At 73.2% G+C, this 15,021-nt stretch carries 16 protein-coding genes; 12 read left to right on the plus strand and 4 right to left on the minus strand.

The window, feature by feature from the left end:
• The first annotated feature begins 223 nt into the window (after positions 1 to 223).
• Positions 224 to 1,315: a serine/threonine-protein kinase gene (locus AC0B9F_RS28390; protein ID WP_472007376.1), complete on the plus strand. Its 1,092-nt coding sequence runs from the start codon at positions 224 to 226 to the stop codon at positions 1,313 to 1,315.
• A gap of 53 nt (positions 1,316 to 1,368) precedes the next feature.
• Here AC0B9F_RS28390 and AC0B9F_RS28395 read toward each other — a convergent pair whose 3' ends face one another.
• Complete coding sequence (locus AC0B9F_RS28395; RefSeq protein WP_472007739.1) at positions 1,369 to 3,684, minus strand: peptidoglycan recognition protein family protein; 2,316 nt, start codon at positions 3,682 to 3,684, stop codon at positions 1,369 to 1,371.
• A gap of 293 nt (positions 3,685 to 3,977) precedes the next feature.
• Here AC0B9F_RS28395 and AC0B9F_RS28400 point away from each other — a divergent pair, with 293 nt between their 5' ends.
• Genes AC0B9F_RS28400 through AC0B9F_RS28410 form a run of 3 tightly spaced genes read left to right on the plus strand, consistent with a single transcriptional unit; the run spans position 3,978 to position 5,402 of the window.
• Positions 3,978 to 4,367, plus strand: coding sequence for a sortase-dependent protein (locus AC0B9F_RS28400; RefSeq protein ID WP_472007377.1), 390 nt, complete (start codon positions 3,978 to 3,980; stop codon positions 4,365 to 4,367).
• Complete coding sequence (locus AC0B9F_RS28405; protein ID WP_472007378.1) at positions 4,364 to 4,933, plus strand: class F sortase; 570 nt, start codon at positions 4,364 to 4,366, stop codon at positions 4,931 to 4,933. Before AC0B9F_RS28400 ends, AC0B9F_RS28405 begins: the two co-directional genes overlap by 4 nt.
• The gene (locus AC0B9F_RS28410; RefSeq protein WP_472007380.1) at positions 4,923 to 5,402 is read left to right on the plus strand and encodes an RNA polymerase sigma factor; all 480 of its coding nucleotides are present in this window, start codon (positions 4,923 to 4,925) and stop codon (positions 5,400 to 5,402) included. Before AC0B9F_RS28405 ends, AC0B9F_RS28410 begins: the two co-directional genes overlap by 11 nt.
• A 770-nt stretch (positions 5,403 to 6,172) precedes the next feature.
• On the opposite strand, the gene AC0B9F_RS28415 is transcribed toward AC0B9F_RS28410, so the two are convergent.
• A complete protein-coding gene (locus AC0B9F_RS28415) occupies positions 6,173 to 7,861 on the minus strand; it encodes an FAD-dependent oxidoreductase (RefSeq protein ID WP_472007382.1) in 1,689 nt (562 codons plus the stop codon).
• A gap of 217 nt (positions 7,862 to 8,078) precedes the next feature.
• On the opposite strand from AC0B9F_RS28415, the gene AC0B9F_RS28420 reads away from it, so the two are divergent.
• The 7 genes from AC0B9F_RS28420 to AC0B9F_RS28450 all read left to right on the plus strand — a co-directional run bounded on the left by AC0B9F_RS28420 (position 8,079) and on the right by AC0B9F_RS28450 (position 13,336).
• Positions 8,079 to 9,212 carry a SchA/CurD-like domain-containing protein gene (locus AC0B9F_RS28420; RefSeq protein WP_472007384.1) on the plus strand — a complete coding sequence of 378 codons (1,134 nt, stop codon included), beginning with the start codon at positions 8,079 to 8,081 and terminating at the stop codon, positions 9,210 to 9,212.
• Positions 9,213 to 9,283: 71 nt separating this feature from the next.
• Positions 9,284 to 9,691 carry a cupin domain-containing protein gene (locus AC0B9F_RS28425; RefSeq protein WP_361634879.1) on the plus strand — a complete coding sequence of 136 codons (408 nt, stop codon included), beginning with the start codon at positions 9,284 to 9,286 and terminating at the stop codon, positions 9,689 to 9,691.
• On the plus strand, positions 9,688 to 10,956 hold the full coding sequence (locus tag AC0B9F_RS28430) for a beta-ketoacyl-[acyl-carrier-protein] synthase family protein (RefSeq protein WP_472007386.1): 1,269 nt from the start codon (positions 9,688 to 9,690) through the stop codon (positions 10,954 to 10,956). The genes AC0B9F_RS28425 and AC0B9F_RS28430 overlap by 4 nt, the downstream gene beginning before the upstream one ends.
• On the plus strand, positions 10,953 to 12,185 hold the full coding sequence (locus AC0B9F_RS28435; RefSeq protein ID WP_472007388.1) for a beta-ketoacyl synthase N-terminal-like domain-containing protein: 1,233 nt from the start codon (positions 10,953 to 10,955) through the stop codon (positions 12,183 to 12,185). Before AC0B9F_RS28430 ends, AC0B9F_RS28435 begins: the two co-directional genes overlap by 4 nt.
• 35 nt (positions 12,186 to 12,220) lie before the next feature.
• Entirely contained in the window at positions 12,221 to 12,502 is a 282-nt protein-coding gene (locus tag AC0B9F_RS28440) for a phosphopantetheine-binding protein (protein ID WP_472007390.1), read from the plus strand.
• 1 nt (position 12,503) lies between these two features.
• Entirely contained in the window at positions 12,504 to 12,989 is a 486-nt protein-coding gene (locus tag AC0B9F_RS28445; RefSeq protein WP_472007393.1) for an SRPBCC family protein, read from the plus strand.
• A 14-nt stretch (positions 12,990 to 13,003) separates the two neighbouring features.
• On the plus strand, positions 13,004 to 13,336 hold the full coding sequence (locus AC0B9F_RS28450) for a TcmI family type II polyketide cyclase (protein ID WP_472007395.1): 333 nt from the start codon (positions 13,004 to 13,006) through the stop codon (positions 13,334 to 13,336).
• Positions 13,337 to 13,394: 58 nt separating this feature from the next.
• Here the strand turns inward: AC0B9F_RS28450 and AC0B9F_RS28455 are convergent, their stop codons facing one another.
• Positions 13,395 to 13,637, minus strand: coding sequence for a DUF397 domain-containing protein (locus AC0B9F_RS28455; RefSeq protein ID WP_472007396.1), 243 nt, complete (start codon positions 13,635 to 13,637; stop codon positions 13,395 to 13,397).
• Complete coding sequence (locus AC0B9F_RS28460) at positions 13,634 to 14,467, minus strand: helix-turn-helix domain-containing protein (RefSeq protein WP_472007397.1); 834 nt, start codon at positions 14,465 to 14,467, stop codon at positions 13,634 to 13,636. Before AC0B9F_RS28460 ends, AC0B9F_RS28455 begins: the two co-directional genes overlap by 4 nt.
• A 112-nt stretch (positions 14,468 to 14,579) precedes the next feature.
• Here AC0B9F_RS28460 and AC0B9F_RS28465 point away from each other — a divergent pair, with 112 nt between their 5' ends.
• Positions 14,580 to 14,996: an ATP-binding protein gene (locus tag AC0B9F_RS28465; protein WP_472007398.1), complete on the plus strand. Its 417-nt coding sequence runs from the start codon at positions 14,580 to 14,582 to the stop codon at positions 14,994 to 14,996.
• The last annotated feature ends 25 nt before the right edge of the window (positions 14,997 to 15,021 follow it).

Raw genomic sequence — 15,021 nt, forward strand, 5'->3', positions numbered from 1 at the left:
GCTTCAGCGCGGTTTCAGCCTCCGGGGAAGCGGACGAGGGGACTGAAACCGGTGGGTGCCGCCGAGTCACCGCCGCAACCGGACGGGGCAGTTGGGACCGCGTGGGCCCTGCGCCAGTACGCTGTGGTCGCTGCGGCCCTCCCCCCACCGTCACCGCCGGCTTCGGCGGTACGCACGGTCTGCGGCGGTCACGTCGGTCGTGCGAGGCGAGGTTGAGTCACAGGTGCTGATAGCGGGCCGGTACCGGCTGCTCGAACCCATCGGGCGGGGCGCGATGGGGGAGGTCTGGCGTGGGCAGGACGAGACGCTGGGCAGACCCGTCGCGGTCAAGCTTCTGCTGGAGCAGGCGAGTTCGGACACCACGGCCGCCGCCCGGTTCCGGCTGGAGGCCCAGACCGCGGGAGCGCTGAACCATCCGCACGTGGTCGGCGTGCTGGACTTCGGGCAGCACGAGGAGCGCCTGTTCCTCGTCATGGAACTGGTCGAGGGCCACAGCCTCGCCCGGCTCACGCGGCAGCCCGCCGAACGTGTCGCCCGGATCGCCGCGCAGGCCGCCGCGGGTCTCGCCGCCGCCCACCAGCAGGGCATCGTGCACCGGGACATCAAGCCCGCGAACCTGCTCCTCGACACCCACGGCACCCTCAAGATCGGCGACTTCGGCATCGCCCGCTTCCTCGACGACCCCGGCGCGGCCCTCACCGCGACCGGGCAGATCGTCGGCACCGGCCTCTACCTCGCGCCGGAACGCGCCCTCGGCCGGCCCGCCGGACCCCCCTCCGACGTGTACGCGCTGGGCTGCGTGCTGTACCAACTCCTCACCGGCCGCCCCCCGTTCGAGGCCGACACCGCCCTCGGCGTCCTGCACCAGCACCTGGACGCCGCCCCGGTCCCGCCCCGTGACCTCGGTGTGCGCCTGCCGCCCGCCTTCGAGGACTTCCTGCTCGACCTGCTCGCCAAGGAACCCGAGGACCGTCCCAGCGCCCAGGCGATCGCCGACTGGTTCGCGGGCGGCGCCTGGCACGGGCGGGCCGAGCCGCTGCCGCCCAGCCAGGAGCCCGCCGTCCCGGCCCCGCTGCCCCCGGCGCCCGCCGCCGTGACGACGTACCGCCTGCCGGTGCGTGAGACGCGCCGCCGCCGTCCGTCCCGGCAGCGCGGGCTCAGCGGCACCGGGAAGAAGGTGGCCGCCATGCTCGCCGGTGTGCTGCTCTTCGTCGGCGCGCTGCTGGCCGGCATGACCTGGTTCGCCCCCGACCGCAGTTCCGCGGAGACCCCGCAGACCCCGGTGACCGGCACGCCCACCCCGGGCCACGGCTGACGCAAAAAAACGAGGGCCCCGGCCGGGGCCCTCGTCACCTCCTCGTCGCGGCGTCACTTCACGTAGACGAGCCCGTCTGTCGTGATGGTCGGGCGGCCGCTCGTGCCCACGACCACGATCTTCACGGTGTGCTTGGCGCTCGCGGACCAGCTCTTCGTCCAGACGGCCTGCCGGTACAGCGTCGTCGCGGACTTCAGATCCACGGTCGCGGCCCTGACGCCGTCCACGTACACGTACGCCTGCCCCGAGGTGGAGGCCCGCGAGACCACCCAGGCGGCGGACCGCCCGGTGAAGGTCCAGGTCAGGCTCGCTCCCGTGGAGCCGCTGGAGTACGACGAACCACCGAGGTAGCTGCTGCTGGACCGTCCGGACCAGCTTCCGGACTTCACGGCCGCGCTCTCCTGAAGGATCACCGGCGTGAAGGCGGCCGACGCGGTACGGGTGTTGCCGGCCCAGTCGGCGGCCCGCATCGACCAGGTGGCGGCGGTGCCGGACGCGGCGGTGCGGGCGGCGCTGTAGGTGGTCGGGCCGTAGGTGGCCGTACCGGGCGAGAGCAGGCTCACCGAGCGCAGGGCGGCGTTGTCGGTGGCCTTCCAGCCGAGCGTCACCGGGACGGCCGTGGTGTTGACGGTGCCGGTGCCCAGGGACAGCGCCGGGTTGGCGGTGAAGGCGGGGGCGGTCGTCTCGGCGACGACGTTCACCGACGCGGTCGTGGCGGTCCTGCCGGACTGGTGCACGGCCCGCACGGCGACGGTGTGGCTGCCGAGGGCGAGCGTGGCGCTCGCGGAGGAGGCGCTGCCGGCGACCGTCGTCACCACCTTGCCGTCGACGAGCAGATCGAAGCCCTTGACGAGCGAACGGGGCGTGGTGGCCGCCCAGTTCACGGTGACGGCGCCCTTGGTGTAGTACGTCGACCCGGACAGGCTCGCCCCGCCGCCCACCGAGGTGACCTTCAGCCCCTGCACGGGCCCGGCCGCCCAGGCCCGGACGGTCGGCAGCTGCGCGTACAGCGAGCTGCCCGGGCACTGGGTGTTGTAGCCGTCCCGGTGACCGGATATGCGCTGGAAGGTGTACTTCGTCCCGGCCGTGTAGGCGGTGCCGAAGTAGTTGGTCTGCGTGGCGCCCGAGGTGAGCTGCACCGTGCCGGCCGGGTCGGCGCCGTACTGGCCGAGCTTCCAGGCCGCGACCCGGGCGACGGCCTCCAGCGCGGCGTTGCTCGCGGCGGTGGTGGTGTACTCGCCGAGCACCGCGATGCCCGCGGACTCCCGGTTCCAGCCGTAGGTGTGCGCCCCGAGCACCGGCAGGTCGACGCCGCCCTTGCGGCCCTCGAAGACGGTGCCGCACTTGTCGACGAGGAAGTTGTAGCCGATGTCGTTCCAGCCGTTGACCTGCGTGTGGTACGCGTAGATGCCGCGCACGATCGACGCCGAGTCGGTGCACGCGTAGGTGTTGTCCCCGTCGGTGTGGTGCACGAAGACGGCCTTGACGTCCGCGTTGTACTCCGACGGATCGGGGCTCAGCGACTCGTCGGCGCCCCACGCGGCCCGCGAGGTGATCGGCGGCCGCGGCACGGTGGACGGCGGCGCGGTGGGCGGCGGCGGGGTGGTGACGGTCGGCGACGGGGAGGCGGAGTCACTGGCCGAAGGGGACCCGGAATCCGCGGGCGACGGCGAATCCGTCGGCGACGGGGAATCCGTCGGCGACACGGAATCCGTGGGCGACGGCGAGTCCGTCACCGAAGCGGACGGCGAATCCGTCACCGAAGCGGACGGCGAATCCGTCACCGAAGCGGACGGAGAGACCGCATCGCCCGGCGTGGCGGTACCCGGCGTCTCCCCGGCGGCCACGAAGGCGGCGGGCTCGGAGCCGCTCACCCGGGTCTCGGCGTCGGTGACGACGCCCGGGTCGACGAGATTGACCTGGAGCCCCTTGGGCAGCGCGCGGGTGGTGCCGTTCTTGCGCAGCACCCGGGCCTCGACGCCGTCGGAGGGACCGACCCACCGCGGCTCGGACGCGCCGCGCTCCCCCTGGCCGGGATGCTCCAGCGGGTCGGCGTCCACGTCGAGGTCCTGCCAGTCGCTCCACTCACCGGTGACGCTGCTGTGGGTGCGCACCTGGGCGGTGCCGCGCAGCCGCACGGCCGGACCGCTCCAGGAGACGCCGACCAGCGAGAACGGGTGCGTGTCCGTGCGCGGCAGCGCCCGCTTGTCGCTCGCGGCACCGCCGAGCGCCAGGTCGTAGACCCGCACCGGCCGCTTCGCCCGCACACCGGGCCCGGCGCCGTGCGAGGGGCTGGCGACGGCGTACGTCACGACGCCCCCGCCTCCCAGCACCACGGCGCCGAGCGTCAGCCACGCCCGTCGTTTCAGGCTCAGCGGTTTGTACGCGTGCGATGCACGCGTCGTACGACGACTCACGACGTATCCCACCCGGAAGAAGGCCGCGGAACGGCGGCAGAGGAAGCGAAGTCACAGAAGGCACAGCGGTCACTCGCGTGCACCGTTCACTACAGCGCGGAGGACTCCGCCGGCATCACTGGAGACGGCGCCCAGGTGACGCAGATCACCCCCGCGTCCTTTGCCTTCTCTTTACAACCCGCCCGGCGGCCCGGTCGTCTCTCCGCACGACCGAGCACCACCCGCCCGTCCGAGGGAGACACACCATGCGCCGAAGCGGCCTCACCACCCTGCTCGCCTGCGCGGCGGTCCTGGCGGCCACGGCCCCCGCGTCCGCCACCGCCACCGCGGCCCCCAGCCCGATCCCCTCCACGGCGCCCTCCGCCGCACCGGCCACCGCACCCGCCCCGTCCCCGACCTTCCCGGACGCCGCGCCCTCGGCGGCCCCGACCGTCCCCGGCGCCGCGCCCACGGCGGCCCCGTCGGCCGCTCCCGCACCGGGGCAGGTCTCCGTCGTCCCGAGCGGCGCCCCGAACACCGGCGTCGCGGCCCCCACCGAGTCCCACTCCGGCCTGATCGGCTCAGGAGCCGCCGCGCTGCTCCTGGCGGGCGGCGCCGGTTTCGCCGTACGGCGTCGACGGGCGACCGGAGCGTGAGCCCGCTGACCCGGCGGACGTTCACCGGCGCGGCGGCGGCGACGCTCCTCACCGCCTGCGCCGCCCCGAAGCCCCGCCCGCAGGCACGCAAGGACGACACCCCGCTGCCACCCGGCACGCCCACACCCGTCCGCCTGCGGGTCCCGGCCATCGACGTGGACACCCCGGTCATCCAGCTGGGCCTGGCGGCGGACGGCACGGTGGAGGTGCCGCCGGTCACCGCGCACGACCGGGCGGGCTGGTACCGGCACTCCCCCGCACCGGGACGGACCGGCCCCTGCGTCCTCCTCGGCCATGTCACCGTCGGCCGCTACGGCGACGGCGTCTTCCGCCACCTGGACCGGCTGCGCCGGGGCGACCGCGTCACCACGCGCCTGAGCGACGGCACCCGGCCGGAGTTCACGGTGACCGCGGTGTGGACCGTCGCCAAGTCGCGCTTCCCCACGGCCGACGTGTACGGCGACGTGGACCGCCCCGTGCTGCGCCTGATCACCTGCGGGGGCCGGCGCACGGACGACGGCTACCCCGACAACGTCATCGTCTTCGCGGAGCACGGTGGGTCGTGACCAGGCGGCGTCCGAACTGTTCGCCGCCCTCTACCCCCGCCTCGCCGGCTGGTGCCGCCGTCTCGTCGACGACGACGGGACGGCCCACGAGATCGCGTCGGAGGCGTTCACCCGGCTGTGGGCCCGCTGGACGAAGGTGGACGAGCCCCGCGGGTTCCTCTACGTCACGGCGGCCAACCTGGTCCGCGACCACTGGCGCAAACAGGAACGCGAACGCAGGGCCGTACGCCGGGCAGGGGCGGAGGCGCCCGCGCACACCGAGCAGGCCGACCCCTCCATACGCCTCCTGGTGCAGTCCCTCCCGCAGCGGCTGCGCGTGCCGATCCTCCTCCACTACTACGCTGACATGCCGATCCGGGAGGTGTCGGTGCTGACCGGACGCAAGGAAGGAACCGTCAAGGCCGACCTGCACGCGGCCCGCGAACTGCTCCGCGTCCACCTGAGGAGAAGCCTTGACCACTCACTCTGACGACGACGACCCCCTCGCGGTACTCCTGCGTCCCCCCGCCGGGCACCTCCCCCCACCCCCCGGCCACTACCGCAGACTCCGCCGCGCCGCGACCACCCGCCGGGCGCTGCGCACGGCGGCCACGACAGCGGTGTGCTGCGCAGCGGCAGCCCTCCTCACACTCCCCCTGCACCGGTCCACCCCGGCGTCCCCCACCCCCCCGGCGGCACCACCCCCGATAACAACCCCCACGCAGTCCCCCACCCCCACCACCGCACCCCCCTCACCGGCCCCGTCCCCATCAACACCCCCCACAACAACACCGACAACAGCCCCGACGCGGTAACGCCGCTTACAGCACCCGGCGTTGTGGCTGACCGGGGGTGGGTGCGCTCACCGGCGCTGGCGGGGCGCCTCCCGCGCCCACCCGTGCCGCCCCAGGCGGCACGCATGCCCGCGGCTTGGCTGGACCGGACTGCCCCCCGCAGCTGAGCGGGACGAGGCACCCGCCACGGCGTTGGTGCACCCGCGCGCGGCGGGGAGGGGACGGGGTGGGGGGTGTCCGCCCGCAGCGGCCGGCACCGGGCAACGGTGCCCTCGTCGGGGACGGGCGGCCGGACCGAGGACGGACACCCCCCACCCCGGCCCCGACCCACGACGAACCGAAGGCGCGACACCAGCCCACCACGCACCCGCACGGGCCGCCGCAGGCACAAAAGGGGCGCGGGGAACGGCGCGAGCAACCACAACGCACCCGCAGACGACACACGACCCAGCGCCGCAGGCACCCGTCACGTCCGCAAAGACAGCACCCTCCCCAGCACCCCCCTCAACTCCCGCTCCGCATCCTGCACCGCATGCGCCGTGCGCCACGCCACGAACCCGTCGGGCCGCACGAGAACCGCACCCCCCGCGGCCACCCCGTGCAGCGAGGACCACGACACGGACGCGTCCTCGGGCACGAGATCCCCACCGGCCCCCACCCGATGCGGCCGCAACGGCAGCCTCAGCTCGTCGGCCAGCCGCAGCGCCGCGTCGTACCAGGCCCGCCCCTCCGCCGCGTCGCACAGCAGCACCAGCGACGTCTCGTAGAGATCCAGCGTCGACACCCGCGCATCGCCATCACCATCCCCCCGCCGCACCCACAGATGCGGCGCCCGGCTGCCCGGCGCCCCGGACAGCTCGAGCCGGTCGGGCACCACAGGCCCTCCACCATCGGCCCCGACGACGGCACCGCCCGGGTACCGGTACCCCAGCGCCACATCGAGGATCCCCCCGGGCCGCCGCCCGCCACCCCCGCCGGCCCCGCCGACCCCGCCGGCCCCGGCAGTCGGCGCAAACCCAGGATGGGCATGCTCCACCGACCGCACAGCCGCCCGCGCGCTGGTCGCCTCCGCCACTGGCCGCCGTTCCGCGTCGTAGCTGTCCAGCAGCCCGTCCCCGGCCCACCCCCCGAGCACGGCCGCGAGTTTCCACGCCAGGTTGTGCGCGTCCTGGATCCCGGTGTTGGACCCGAACGCCCCTGTCGGAGACATCTCGTGCGCTGAGTCCCCGGCGAGGAACACCCGCCCGGACCGGTACGCCGTGGCGACGCGCTGGGCGGCGTGCCAGGGCGCGCGCCCGGTGATCTCCACGTCGAGGTCGTCGACGCCGACCGCGCGCCGGATGTGCGCGATGCACCGCTCGTCGGTGAACTCCTCGACGGTTTCCCCCTGTTCGGGGTGCCAGGGCGCGTGGAACACCCAGTTCTCCCGGTTGTCCACGGGCAGCAGCGCCCCGTCGGCGTCGGCGGAGGTCAGGTAGCACACGATGAACCGCCGGTCCCCGACCACCTCCGCCAGCCCGCGCGAGCGGAACGTCACGCTGATGTTGTGGAACAGGTCGCCCGGCCCGCTCTGCCCGATGCCGAGCTGCTCGCGCACGGGACTGCGCGGCCCGTCCGCGGCGACGAGATAGTCGGCCCGCACCCGCAGGTGCTCGCCGGTCTCACGGCTCTTGGCGACGGCGCTCACCCCGTCGCCGTCCACCTCGAAGGACATCAGCTCGGTGGAGAAGCGCAGGTCACCGCCCAGCGCCACGGCGTGGTCCAGCAGCACCGGCTCCAGGTCGTTCTGACTGCACAGGCACCAGGAGGTCGGGCTGAAGCGGGCCAGGCCGCCGCCCGGGTCGATCTCCCGGAACAGCCACTCCCCGGCATCCCCGACGAGCGTCGGCGTCTGCAGGATGCCGTGGTTGCCGGCCAGCGTGGCCGCGGCCCGGTGGATGTCCTCCTCGACGCCCGCGGCACGGAACAGTTCCATCGTCCGGACGTTGTTGCCTCGCCCACGCGGGTGAATGGACGTACCGGAATGCCGCTCCAGGAGGGTGTGCCGTACCCCCAGACGGCCCAGGAACACGGATGTCGACAGTCCCACCAGGGACCCTCCGACGATCAGGACAGGAACCCGGTGCACGGCCTCCTGACCGGCCAGTTGCTTCATCGCTTCGCCTCCAGCGCGTCGATCCCACGGGTTCTCATCCATGCCCCGCGCCGCCGCCGGCGGCTCACGCTTCACCCGCTCACCCCGCCCGGATCGCGCACTCGTGCGGCTCGGCTCAGGATCGTCCCTACGTGGCCGCGGAGGCCGCCCCGAGCGACCCCCACCCACCACCCACCGCGGAAAACAGAACTCCCCACCCGAAGAAGAGGTGTGCAGGATGACGGTCTCTCCCGCCGTGTCGACGGTCCCGGACCGCGTCGCCACGGACGCGTTCGACGGGTCCCGGGTGCGGGTCGTGCTCATGGTGGACATCCACGACGGAACCCAACAGGAGTTCCTGACCGCCTACGAGCGCATGTGCGCGCAGGTGGCCGCCGTGCCGGGACACATCAGCGACCAGCTGTGCCAGTCCCTGGAGAACCCCACCCAGTGGCTCATCACCAGCGAGTGGGAGAGCGCCGAGCCCTTCCTCGCCTGGGTCAACAGCGACCAGCACCTGGACATGGTCGAGCCGATGAGCGGCTGCGTCCGCGACACCCGCTCGCTGCGCTACACCGTGCTGCGCGAGACGTCCGGCAGCGCCGGCGCGCTGTCCCCGGGCGGTCTGCAGCCGGCCCCGCGCACCGGCGGCAACGTCGTCCGGCACGCCCTGACCTTCACGGTCACCCCGGGCAGCGAGGCGGTCGTCGCCGAGCTGCTGTCCCACTACGCCTCGCCGCAGCCCCGGGTGGACGACACCACCCGGCTGCTGCGCACGTCCCTGTTCCTGCACGGCAACCGGGTGGTGCGCGCGGTCGAGGTGCGCGGCGACCTGCAGGCGGCGCTGCGGCACGTGTCGCGCCAGCCGGAGGTGCGGGCCGTGGAGGAGGCGATCAACCCGTATCTGGAGCAGGACCGCGACCTGAACGACCCCAAGTCCGCGCGGGCCTTCTTCACCCGGGCCGCGCTGCCCGCCGTACACCATGTGGACGCCGTCACCCCGGGCGCCGGCCTGGAGCGGGTGGCCCTGCTGTATCCCGCCCGCCCGGGCGCCGGTCCGGCGCTGGCCCGGCTGCTGGCCCGGCAGGACGCGGCGGCCGGCGGCGACGCGGAGACCCCGGTGACGTCCTGCACCGTCTTCCACCGCGACGACCTCGTGGTGCGCCTGGTCGATGTCGCGGGCGACCCGCAGGACGCCCCCGGACACGTCCTCGCCCTGGCCGACCCGGAGGCGCGCGCCGCGGCCGCGCCGCTGCTGGACGGCGACGCCCTCGGCCTCGACGTCCCGCTGACGGACGAGCGGGCGCTGCCCCGCCTCCTGACCCGGGCGCGGATGCGACCGCTCACGGACCGCACGGCGGCGGCCTCCTGACCCGCATCGCCCGGGCCGCCGCCCTTCCCCGACTCACCCCGAACCCTCTTCCCCTCCCGGAGTGAAACGTCATGACGCAACAGCAGGCACGCATCGTCGACCTCGGTTCGATCGCCCCCAACCGCCGGCGCGGCGGTGACGTCCGCGCGCTTCTGACGCCGACGACCGCGGGCTCGACCAGCGGCTTCATGGGCGTGGCCATCGTGCAGCCCGGGGAGCGCATCGCCGAGCACTACCACCCGTACTCCGAGGAGTTCGTCTTCGTCACGCAGGGCGTGTTCGAGGTCGACCTGGACGGCGAGCCGCAGCATCTGCGCACCGAGCAGGGGCTGCTGATCCCGCCGCACGTGCGGCACCGGTTCCGCAACGTCGGTGACACCGAGGCGCGGATCGTCTTCCACCTCGGCCCGCTGGCGCCGCGCCCGGACATGGGGCACGTCGACACCGAGGAGGGCGAACCCGCCGAGGTGATGTCATGAACAGGCGCGTCGCGGTCACCGGCATAGGCGTCGTCGCACCCGGCGGCATCGGCGTCCCCGCGTTCTGGGACCTGCTCTCCGGCGGCCGTACGGCCACCCGCAGGATCTCCCTGTTCGACCCGGAGGGACTGCGCTCGCAGATGGCCGCCGAGTGCGACTTCGACCCCGCGGCGCACGGGCTGGACCTCGCGACCACCCAGCGCTGCGACCGGTACATACAGTTCGCCCTGGTCGCGGCCGCCGAGGCGGTGCGGGACGCGGGCCTGGACACGGCCCGCGAGGACCCGTGGCGCATGGGCGCCTTCCTCGGCACCGCGGTCGGCGGCACCACCCGGCTGGAGCACGACTACGTGCTGGTCAGCGAGCACGGCGCCCGCTGGGACGTGGACCACACCAAGGCGGGGCCGGAGCTGCACCGCGCGTACTCGCCGAGCACCCTCGCGGCCACGGTCGCCGAGGAGTTCGGGGCGTGCGGCGTGGTGCAGACCGTCTCCACCGGCTGCACCTCGGGCCTGGACGCGGTCGGCTACGCCGCGCAGGCCGTCGCCGAGGGCCGCGCCGACGTGGTGCTCGCGGGCGCGTCGGACTCGCCGATATCCCCGATCACCATGGCGTGCTTCGACGCGATCAAGGCGACGTCGCCCAGCAACGACGATCCCGAGCACGCCTCCCGCCCCTTCGACGCCCGCCGCAACGGGTTCGTGATGGGCGAGGGCGGCGCGGTCCTGGTGCTGGAGGACCTGGAGCACGCCCGGGCGCGCGGCGCGGAGATCTACTGCGAGCTGGCCGGCTACGCCACGTACGGCAACGCGTACCACATGACCGGTCTGACCAAGGACGGCCTGGAGATGGCGCGGGCCATCGACGACGCCCTGGACCAGGCCCGGCTGGACGCGACGGCCGTCGGCTATGTCAACGCGCACGGGTCGGGCACCCAGCAGAACGACCGTCACGAGACCGCCGCGGTCAAACGCTCTCTGGGCGCGCACGCCTTCGACACCCCGATGAGCTCGATCAAGTCGATGGTGGGCCATTCGCTCGGCGCGATCGGCTCCATAGAGCTGGTGGCGTGCGTGCTGGCGCTGGCGCACCAGGTGGTGCCGCCGACCGCGAACTACGAGGTGCCGGACCCCGAGTGCGACCTGGACTATGTGCCGCGCACCGCGCGGGAGCGGCAGCTCTCCACGGTGCTGTCGGTGGGCAGCGGGTTCGGCGGGTTCCAGTCGGCGGTCGTGCTGACAGGACCGGAGAGGAGGCTGCGATGAGCGGACCGGATACCCGGCGGGCCGTCGTCACCGGGCTGGGAGTGGTGGCGCCGCAGGGCGTCGGCGCGGAGACGTACTGGAAGGCGGTGGCCGACGGCCGCAGCTTCCTCGGCCCGATCACCCGGGAGGGCTGTACGCACCTGCCGCTGAAGGTGGGCGGCGAGGTGCAAGGGTTCGACCCGGCGGCGTTGATCGAGGCGACGTACCTGGTCCAGACGGACCGGTTCACGCACCACGCCATGGCCGCGGCCCAGCTGGCCCTGGACGACGCCCGGCTGGCGCCGGCCGACATCGGCTCGCCGTACGGGGTGGGTGTGGTGACGGCCGCGGGCTCCGGCGGCGGCGAGTTCGGCCAGCGGGAGCTGCAGAAGCTGTGGGGCGACGGTCCCAAGCACGTCGGGCCGTACCAGTCGATCGCCTGGTTCTACGCCGCCAGCACCGGCCAGACCTCCATCCGCGGCGGGTTCAAGGGCCCGTGCGGGGTGGTGTGCGCGGACGAGCCGGGCGGCCTGGACGCGCTGGCGCACGCGGCGCGGGCGATCGGCCGGGGTACGGACGCGGTGGTGGTCGGCGCCACGGAGGCGCCGCTCGCGCCGTACTCGATGGTGTGCCAGCTCGGCTATCCGGAGCTGAGCACGAGCGACGACCCGGAGCGCGCGTACCGGCCCTTCACCTCGGGTGCCTGCGGTTTCGTGCCCGGTGAGGGCGGCGCGATGTTCGTCCTGGAGGACGAACGGGCGGCGCGCGAGCGGGGCGCGCAGGCGCGGGCGACGGTGGCCGGGCACGCGGCGACCTTCACCGGGGCCTCCGGCTGGGCCGGTTCCCGCGAGGGACTGGCCCGCGCGATCACCGGGGCGCTGGAGCAGGCGGGGTGCCGTCCACAGGATGTGGACGTCGTCTTCGCCGACGCGCTGGGGGTGCCCGAGGCCGACGAGGCGGAGGTCCTCGCCCTCGCCGACGCGCTCGGGCCGCACGCCCGGGCGGTGCCGGTGACCGCGCCGAAGACCGGCGGGGGCCGGGCGCACTGCGCGGCGGCGGCGCTGGACGTGGCGACGGCGGTGCTCGCGATGGAGCACGGCCTGATCCCGCCCACGCCGAACGTCTTCGACCCCTGTCACGAGCTGGACCTGGTGACCGGCCGCGGCCGGAGTGCCGAGGTCCGTACGGCCCTGGTCGTCAGCCGGGGCCTGATGGGCAACAACGCGGCGCTCGTCCTGCGCGCGCCGTGACCCGTCCACAGCAGCCACAAGAGAGGGAACAGCACATGACCGACCAACTGGACCACCGGCTGACCGCCGGCGTCACCTACGCCGACCTGGCGGACCTGATGAAGCGCACGGCCGGCGTCAGTGTCGAGCCGCAGGAGCTGGAGCGGAAGTCCGCGTCCGGTTTCGACACCTTCGGACTGGACTCGCTGGGCCTGCTCGGCATCGTCGCCGAGCTGGAGAAGCGGCACAGCGCCGCGCTGCCGGAGAACGCGGAGAAGTGCAAGACGCCGGCCGAGTTCCTCGCGCTGGTCAACGACGCCCTGACGAGTGGAGCCTGACATGACCGACGGCCACACCGAGAACGAGATCACCATCGCCGCCCCGTTCGACCTGGTCTGGGAGATGACCAACGACCTGGACAACTGGCCGGACCTGTTCAGCGAGTACGCCTCGGTCGACGTCCTCGACCGCAAGGGCGACACGGTGACGTTCCGGCTCACCATGCACCCCGACGAGCAGGGCAAGGTGTGGAGCTGGGTGTCGGAGCGCACCGCCGACCGTGCGAGCCGTACCGTGCGCGCGCACCGCGTGGAGACCGGGCCCTTCCAGTACATGAACATCCGCTGGGAGTACCGCGAGACGCCCGAGGGTGTGCGGATGCGCTGGATCCAGGACTTCGCGATGAAGCCCGAGGCGCCGGTCGACGACGCTGGCATGACCACGATGATCAACCGGAACTCCAAGACGCAGATGGCGCTGATCCGCGACCGCATCGAGCAGGCGGCCGGCGACGAGCGCCGTGAGCCCGCGCTGGCCACGGACTGAGGGGGCGCACCGCGATGCACCACACCCTGATCGTCGCCCGGATGAAGCCCGGCTCGGAGGGCGACATCGCGCAGGTCTTCGCCGACTCCGACCGGGGCGAGCTGCCGCACCTGGTGGGCGTCAGCCGGCGCAGCCTGTTCCAGTTCAACGACATCTACCTCCACCTCATCGAGGCGGAGCAGGACCCGGGCCCCGCGATCGCGCGCCTGGTCGACCACCCGGAGTTCCGTGACGTCAGCGACCGTCTGACGCCGTACGTCTCCGCGTACGACCCGGCGACCTGGCGCAGCCCCAAGGACGCGATGGCCCACCGCTTCTACCACTGGGACGCGGCAACGGTCCGCTGACCCCCGCCCGGGCCCGGCCGCCCCCGGCCGGGCCCTGCGGTGCGGTGCGCTCGGCGCGTCAGCGCCGGGTGAGACCGAGGAAGGCGGCCCAGGTGGTGGGCGCGACGGTGAGGTGGGGGGCTTCGGGCGTCTTGGAGTCGCGGATGTGGATGGCGGTGGGGTGGGGGGCGACTTCGACGCAGTTCCCGCCCTCGTCGCCGCTGTAGCTCGACTTGCGCCAGTCGTGGGCGACTTCGACGCAGTTTCCGCCCTCGCTACCGCTGTAGCTCGACTTGACCCACCGAAGTGCGGTGCCGCTCATTGCTCTCCTAGCAGACGGTCCAGCAGATCCCTCGTGTCCTCGGGAGTGAGGGCCTGTGATCGCAGCATCGCATATTTCTGGGTGAGGATCGCCACCTCGTCCTGGTCTGCGATGAGTTGGCTGCCTCGCTGGTTCTCCGCGTAGGCGAGCCGCTGATGTTCAGGCGTCTCCAGCAGGACGAAGGGACCGTCGAGCCCCGCGTGATTGGTTCGGCCCAGCGGCAGCACCTGGAGCATGAACCCCGGTAGCTCTGCGCACGTGCGCAGATGGCTCAGCTGCTCGATCCACACCTCCCGGCCCCCGATAGGCGCACGGACCACCGGCTCCCACACCACAAAGGACGTGATGGGCGGCTCCTTGCGGTGCAGGATGTCGTGCCGTTCGAGCCGCTTGGCCACACGCTGGGCGATCTCGTCCTCGTCGTAGACCGGCACACGGCTGCGGAACACCGCCCGCGCATACGCCTCCGTCTGTAAAAGACCCGGCACCACCTGGTTCTCGTACGACGAGATCGCGATGGCCTCCTGCTCCCTCTCCAGGAACTCCTCCGCCCACAGGGGAACCAGGTCCACCTCCGGCATGTGCCGAATCGCGGCGCTCAACGCGCCCTTGGTGTCCAGGAGTTCGTCCAGGTGCTCCGCCAGGTCCGGCTTCAGTGGACGTCGGCCCTGTTCGATCGACGCGATGGTCTGCTCGCTGACGCAGAACCGCTCGCCCAGTTCCCGTTGCGTGAGGCCGGCCGCCTCGCGGAAGACGGCCAGCAGCGCGCCGACCATCTTCATCGACGAGGCGTTGCGCCGGGCCCGCGACCGCCGCACAGTCGTAGTCATACCGTCGAACTCCCCAGCGCCACGCGTACGTTCACTGTCGCGAGCCCGTACAAACACGTTGTACGGGCGAACGCTCTGTCCCATGATGACCACAGAGCGTGACTCTTCTCACGTGAACGCCGAAACTCACCTCCCTTCTCCCCGTGAGCGCTTCTACCGAAGAGAGCGCCAGTCCGTGCCGGCCGCCCGCGCGTTCGCCCGCGAGGCACTGGCGGACTGGGACATCGGTCCCCGCGGCGACGACATCCTGCTGTGCGTCAGCGAACTGACCACCAACGCCCTGCTGCACGGCGTCCCGCCCGGCCGGGGGTTTCTCCTGCGTCTGCTGCCGCTGCCGATTCCGTACGGCGGCGGGGTGCGCGTGGAGGTGCACGACAGCGGGGGCGGTGTTCCGGCGCTGCCGCAGGGGCGCGGGCGGTGGGTCGACGAGGGCGGCCGGGGTCTGCTGCTGGTGGCGGCGCTGGCCGACAAGTGGGGCGTCGGGGAGCGCGATCCCGGCAAGACCGTGTGGTGCGAGTTCACACCGTGACGCCGGGGCGCCGCGCTCGCCCGCG

The organism is Streptomyces sp. NPDC097129, from assembly GCF_055668065.1.

Coding starts and splice junctions, on each gene's coding strand:
- AC0B9F_RS28400 (WP_472007377.1), top strand. CDS start 3,978: ATGCGCCGAAGCGGCCTCACCACCCTGCTCGCCTGCGCGGCGGTCCTG.
- AC0B9F_RS28415 (WP_472007382.1), bottom strand. CDS start 7,861: ATGAAGCAACTGGCCGGTCAGGAGGCCGTGCACCGGGTTCCTGTCCTG.
- AC0B9F_RS28420 (WP_472007384.1), top strand. CDS start 8,079: ATGACGGTCTCTCCCGCCGTGTCGACGGTCCCGGACCGCGTCGCCACG.
- AC0B9F_RS28425 (WP_361634879.1), top strand. CDS start 9,284: ATGACGCAACAGCAGGCACGCATCGTCGACCTCGGTTCGATCGCCCCC.
- AC0B9F_RS28430 (WP_472007386.1), top strand. CDS start 9,688: ATGAACAGGCGCGTCGCGGTCACCGGCATAGGCGTCGTCGCACCCGGC.
- AC0B9F_RS28435 (WP_472007388.1), top strand. CDS start 10,953: ATGAGCGGACCGGATACCCGGCGGGCCGTCGTCACCGGGCTGGGAGTG.
- AC0B9F_RS28440 (WP_472007390.1), top strand. CDS start 12,221: ATGACCGACCAACTGGACCACCGGCTGACCGCCGGCGTCACCTACGCC.
- AC0B9F_RS28445 (WP_472007393.1), top strand. CDS start 12,504: ATGACCGACGGCCACACCGAGAACGAGATCACCATCGCCGCCCCGTTC.
- AC0B9F_RS28450 (WP_472007395.1), top strand. CDS start 13,004: ATGCACCACACCCTGATCGTCGCCCGGATGAAGCCCGGCTCGGAGGGC.
- AC0B9F_RS28455 (WP_472007396.1), bottom strand. CDS start 13,637: ATGAGCGGCACCGCACTTCGGTGGGTCAAGTCGAGCTACAGCGGTAGC.
- AC0B9F_RS28460 (WP_472007397.1), bottom strand. CDS start 14,467: ATGACTACGACTGTGCGGCGGTCGCGGGCCCGGCGCAACGCCTCGTCG.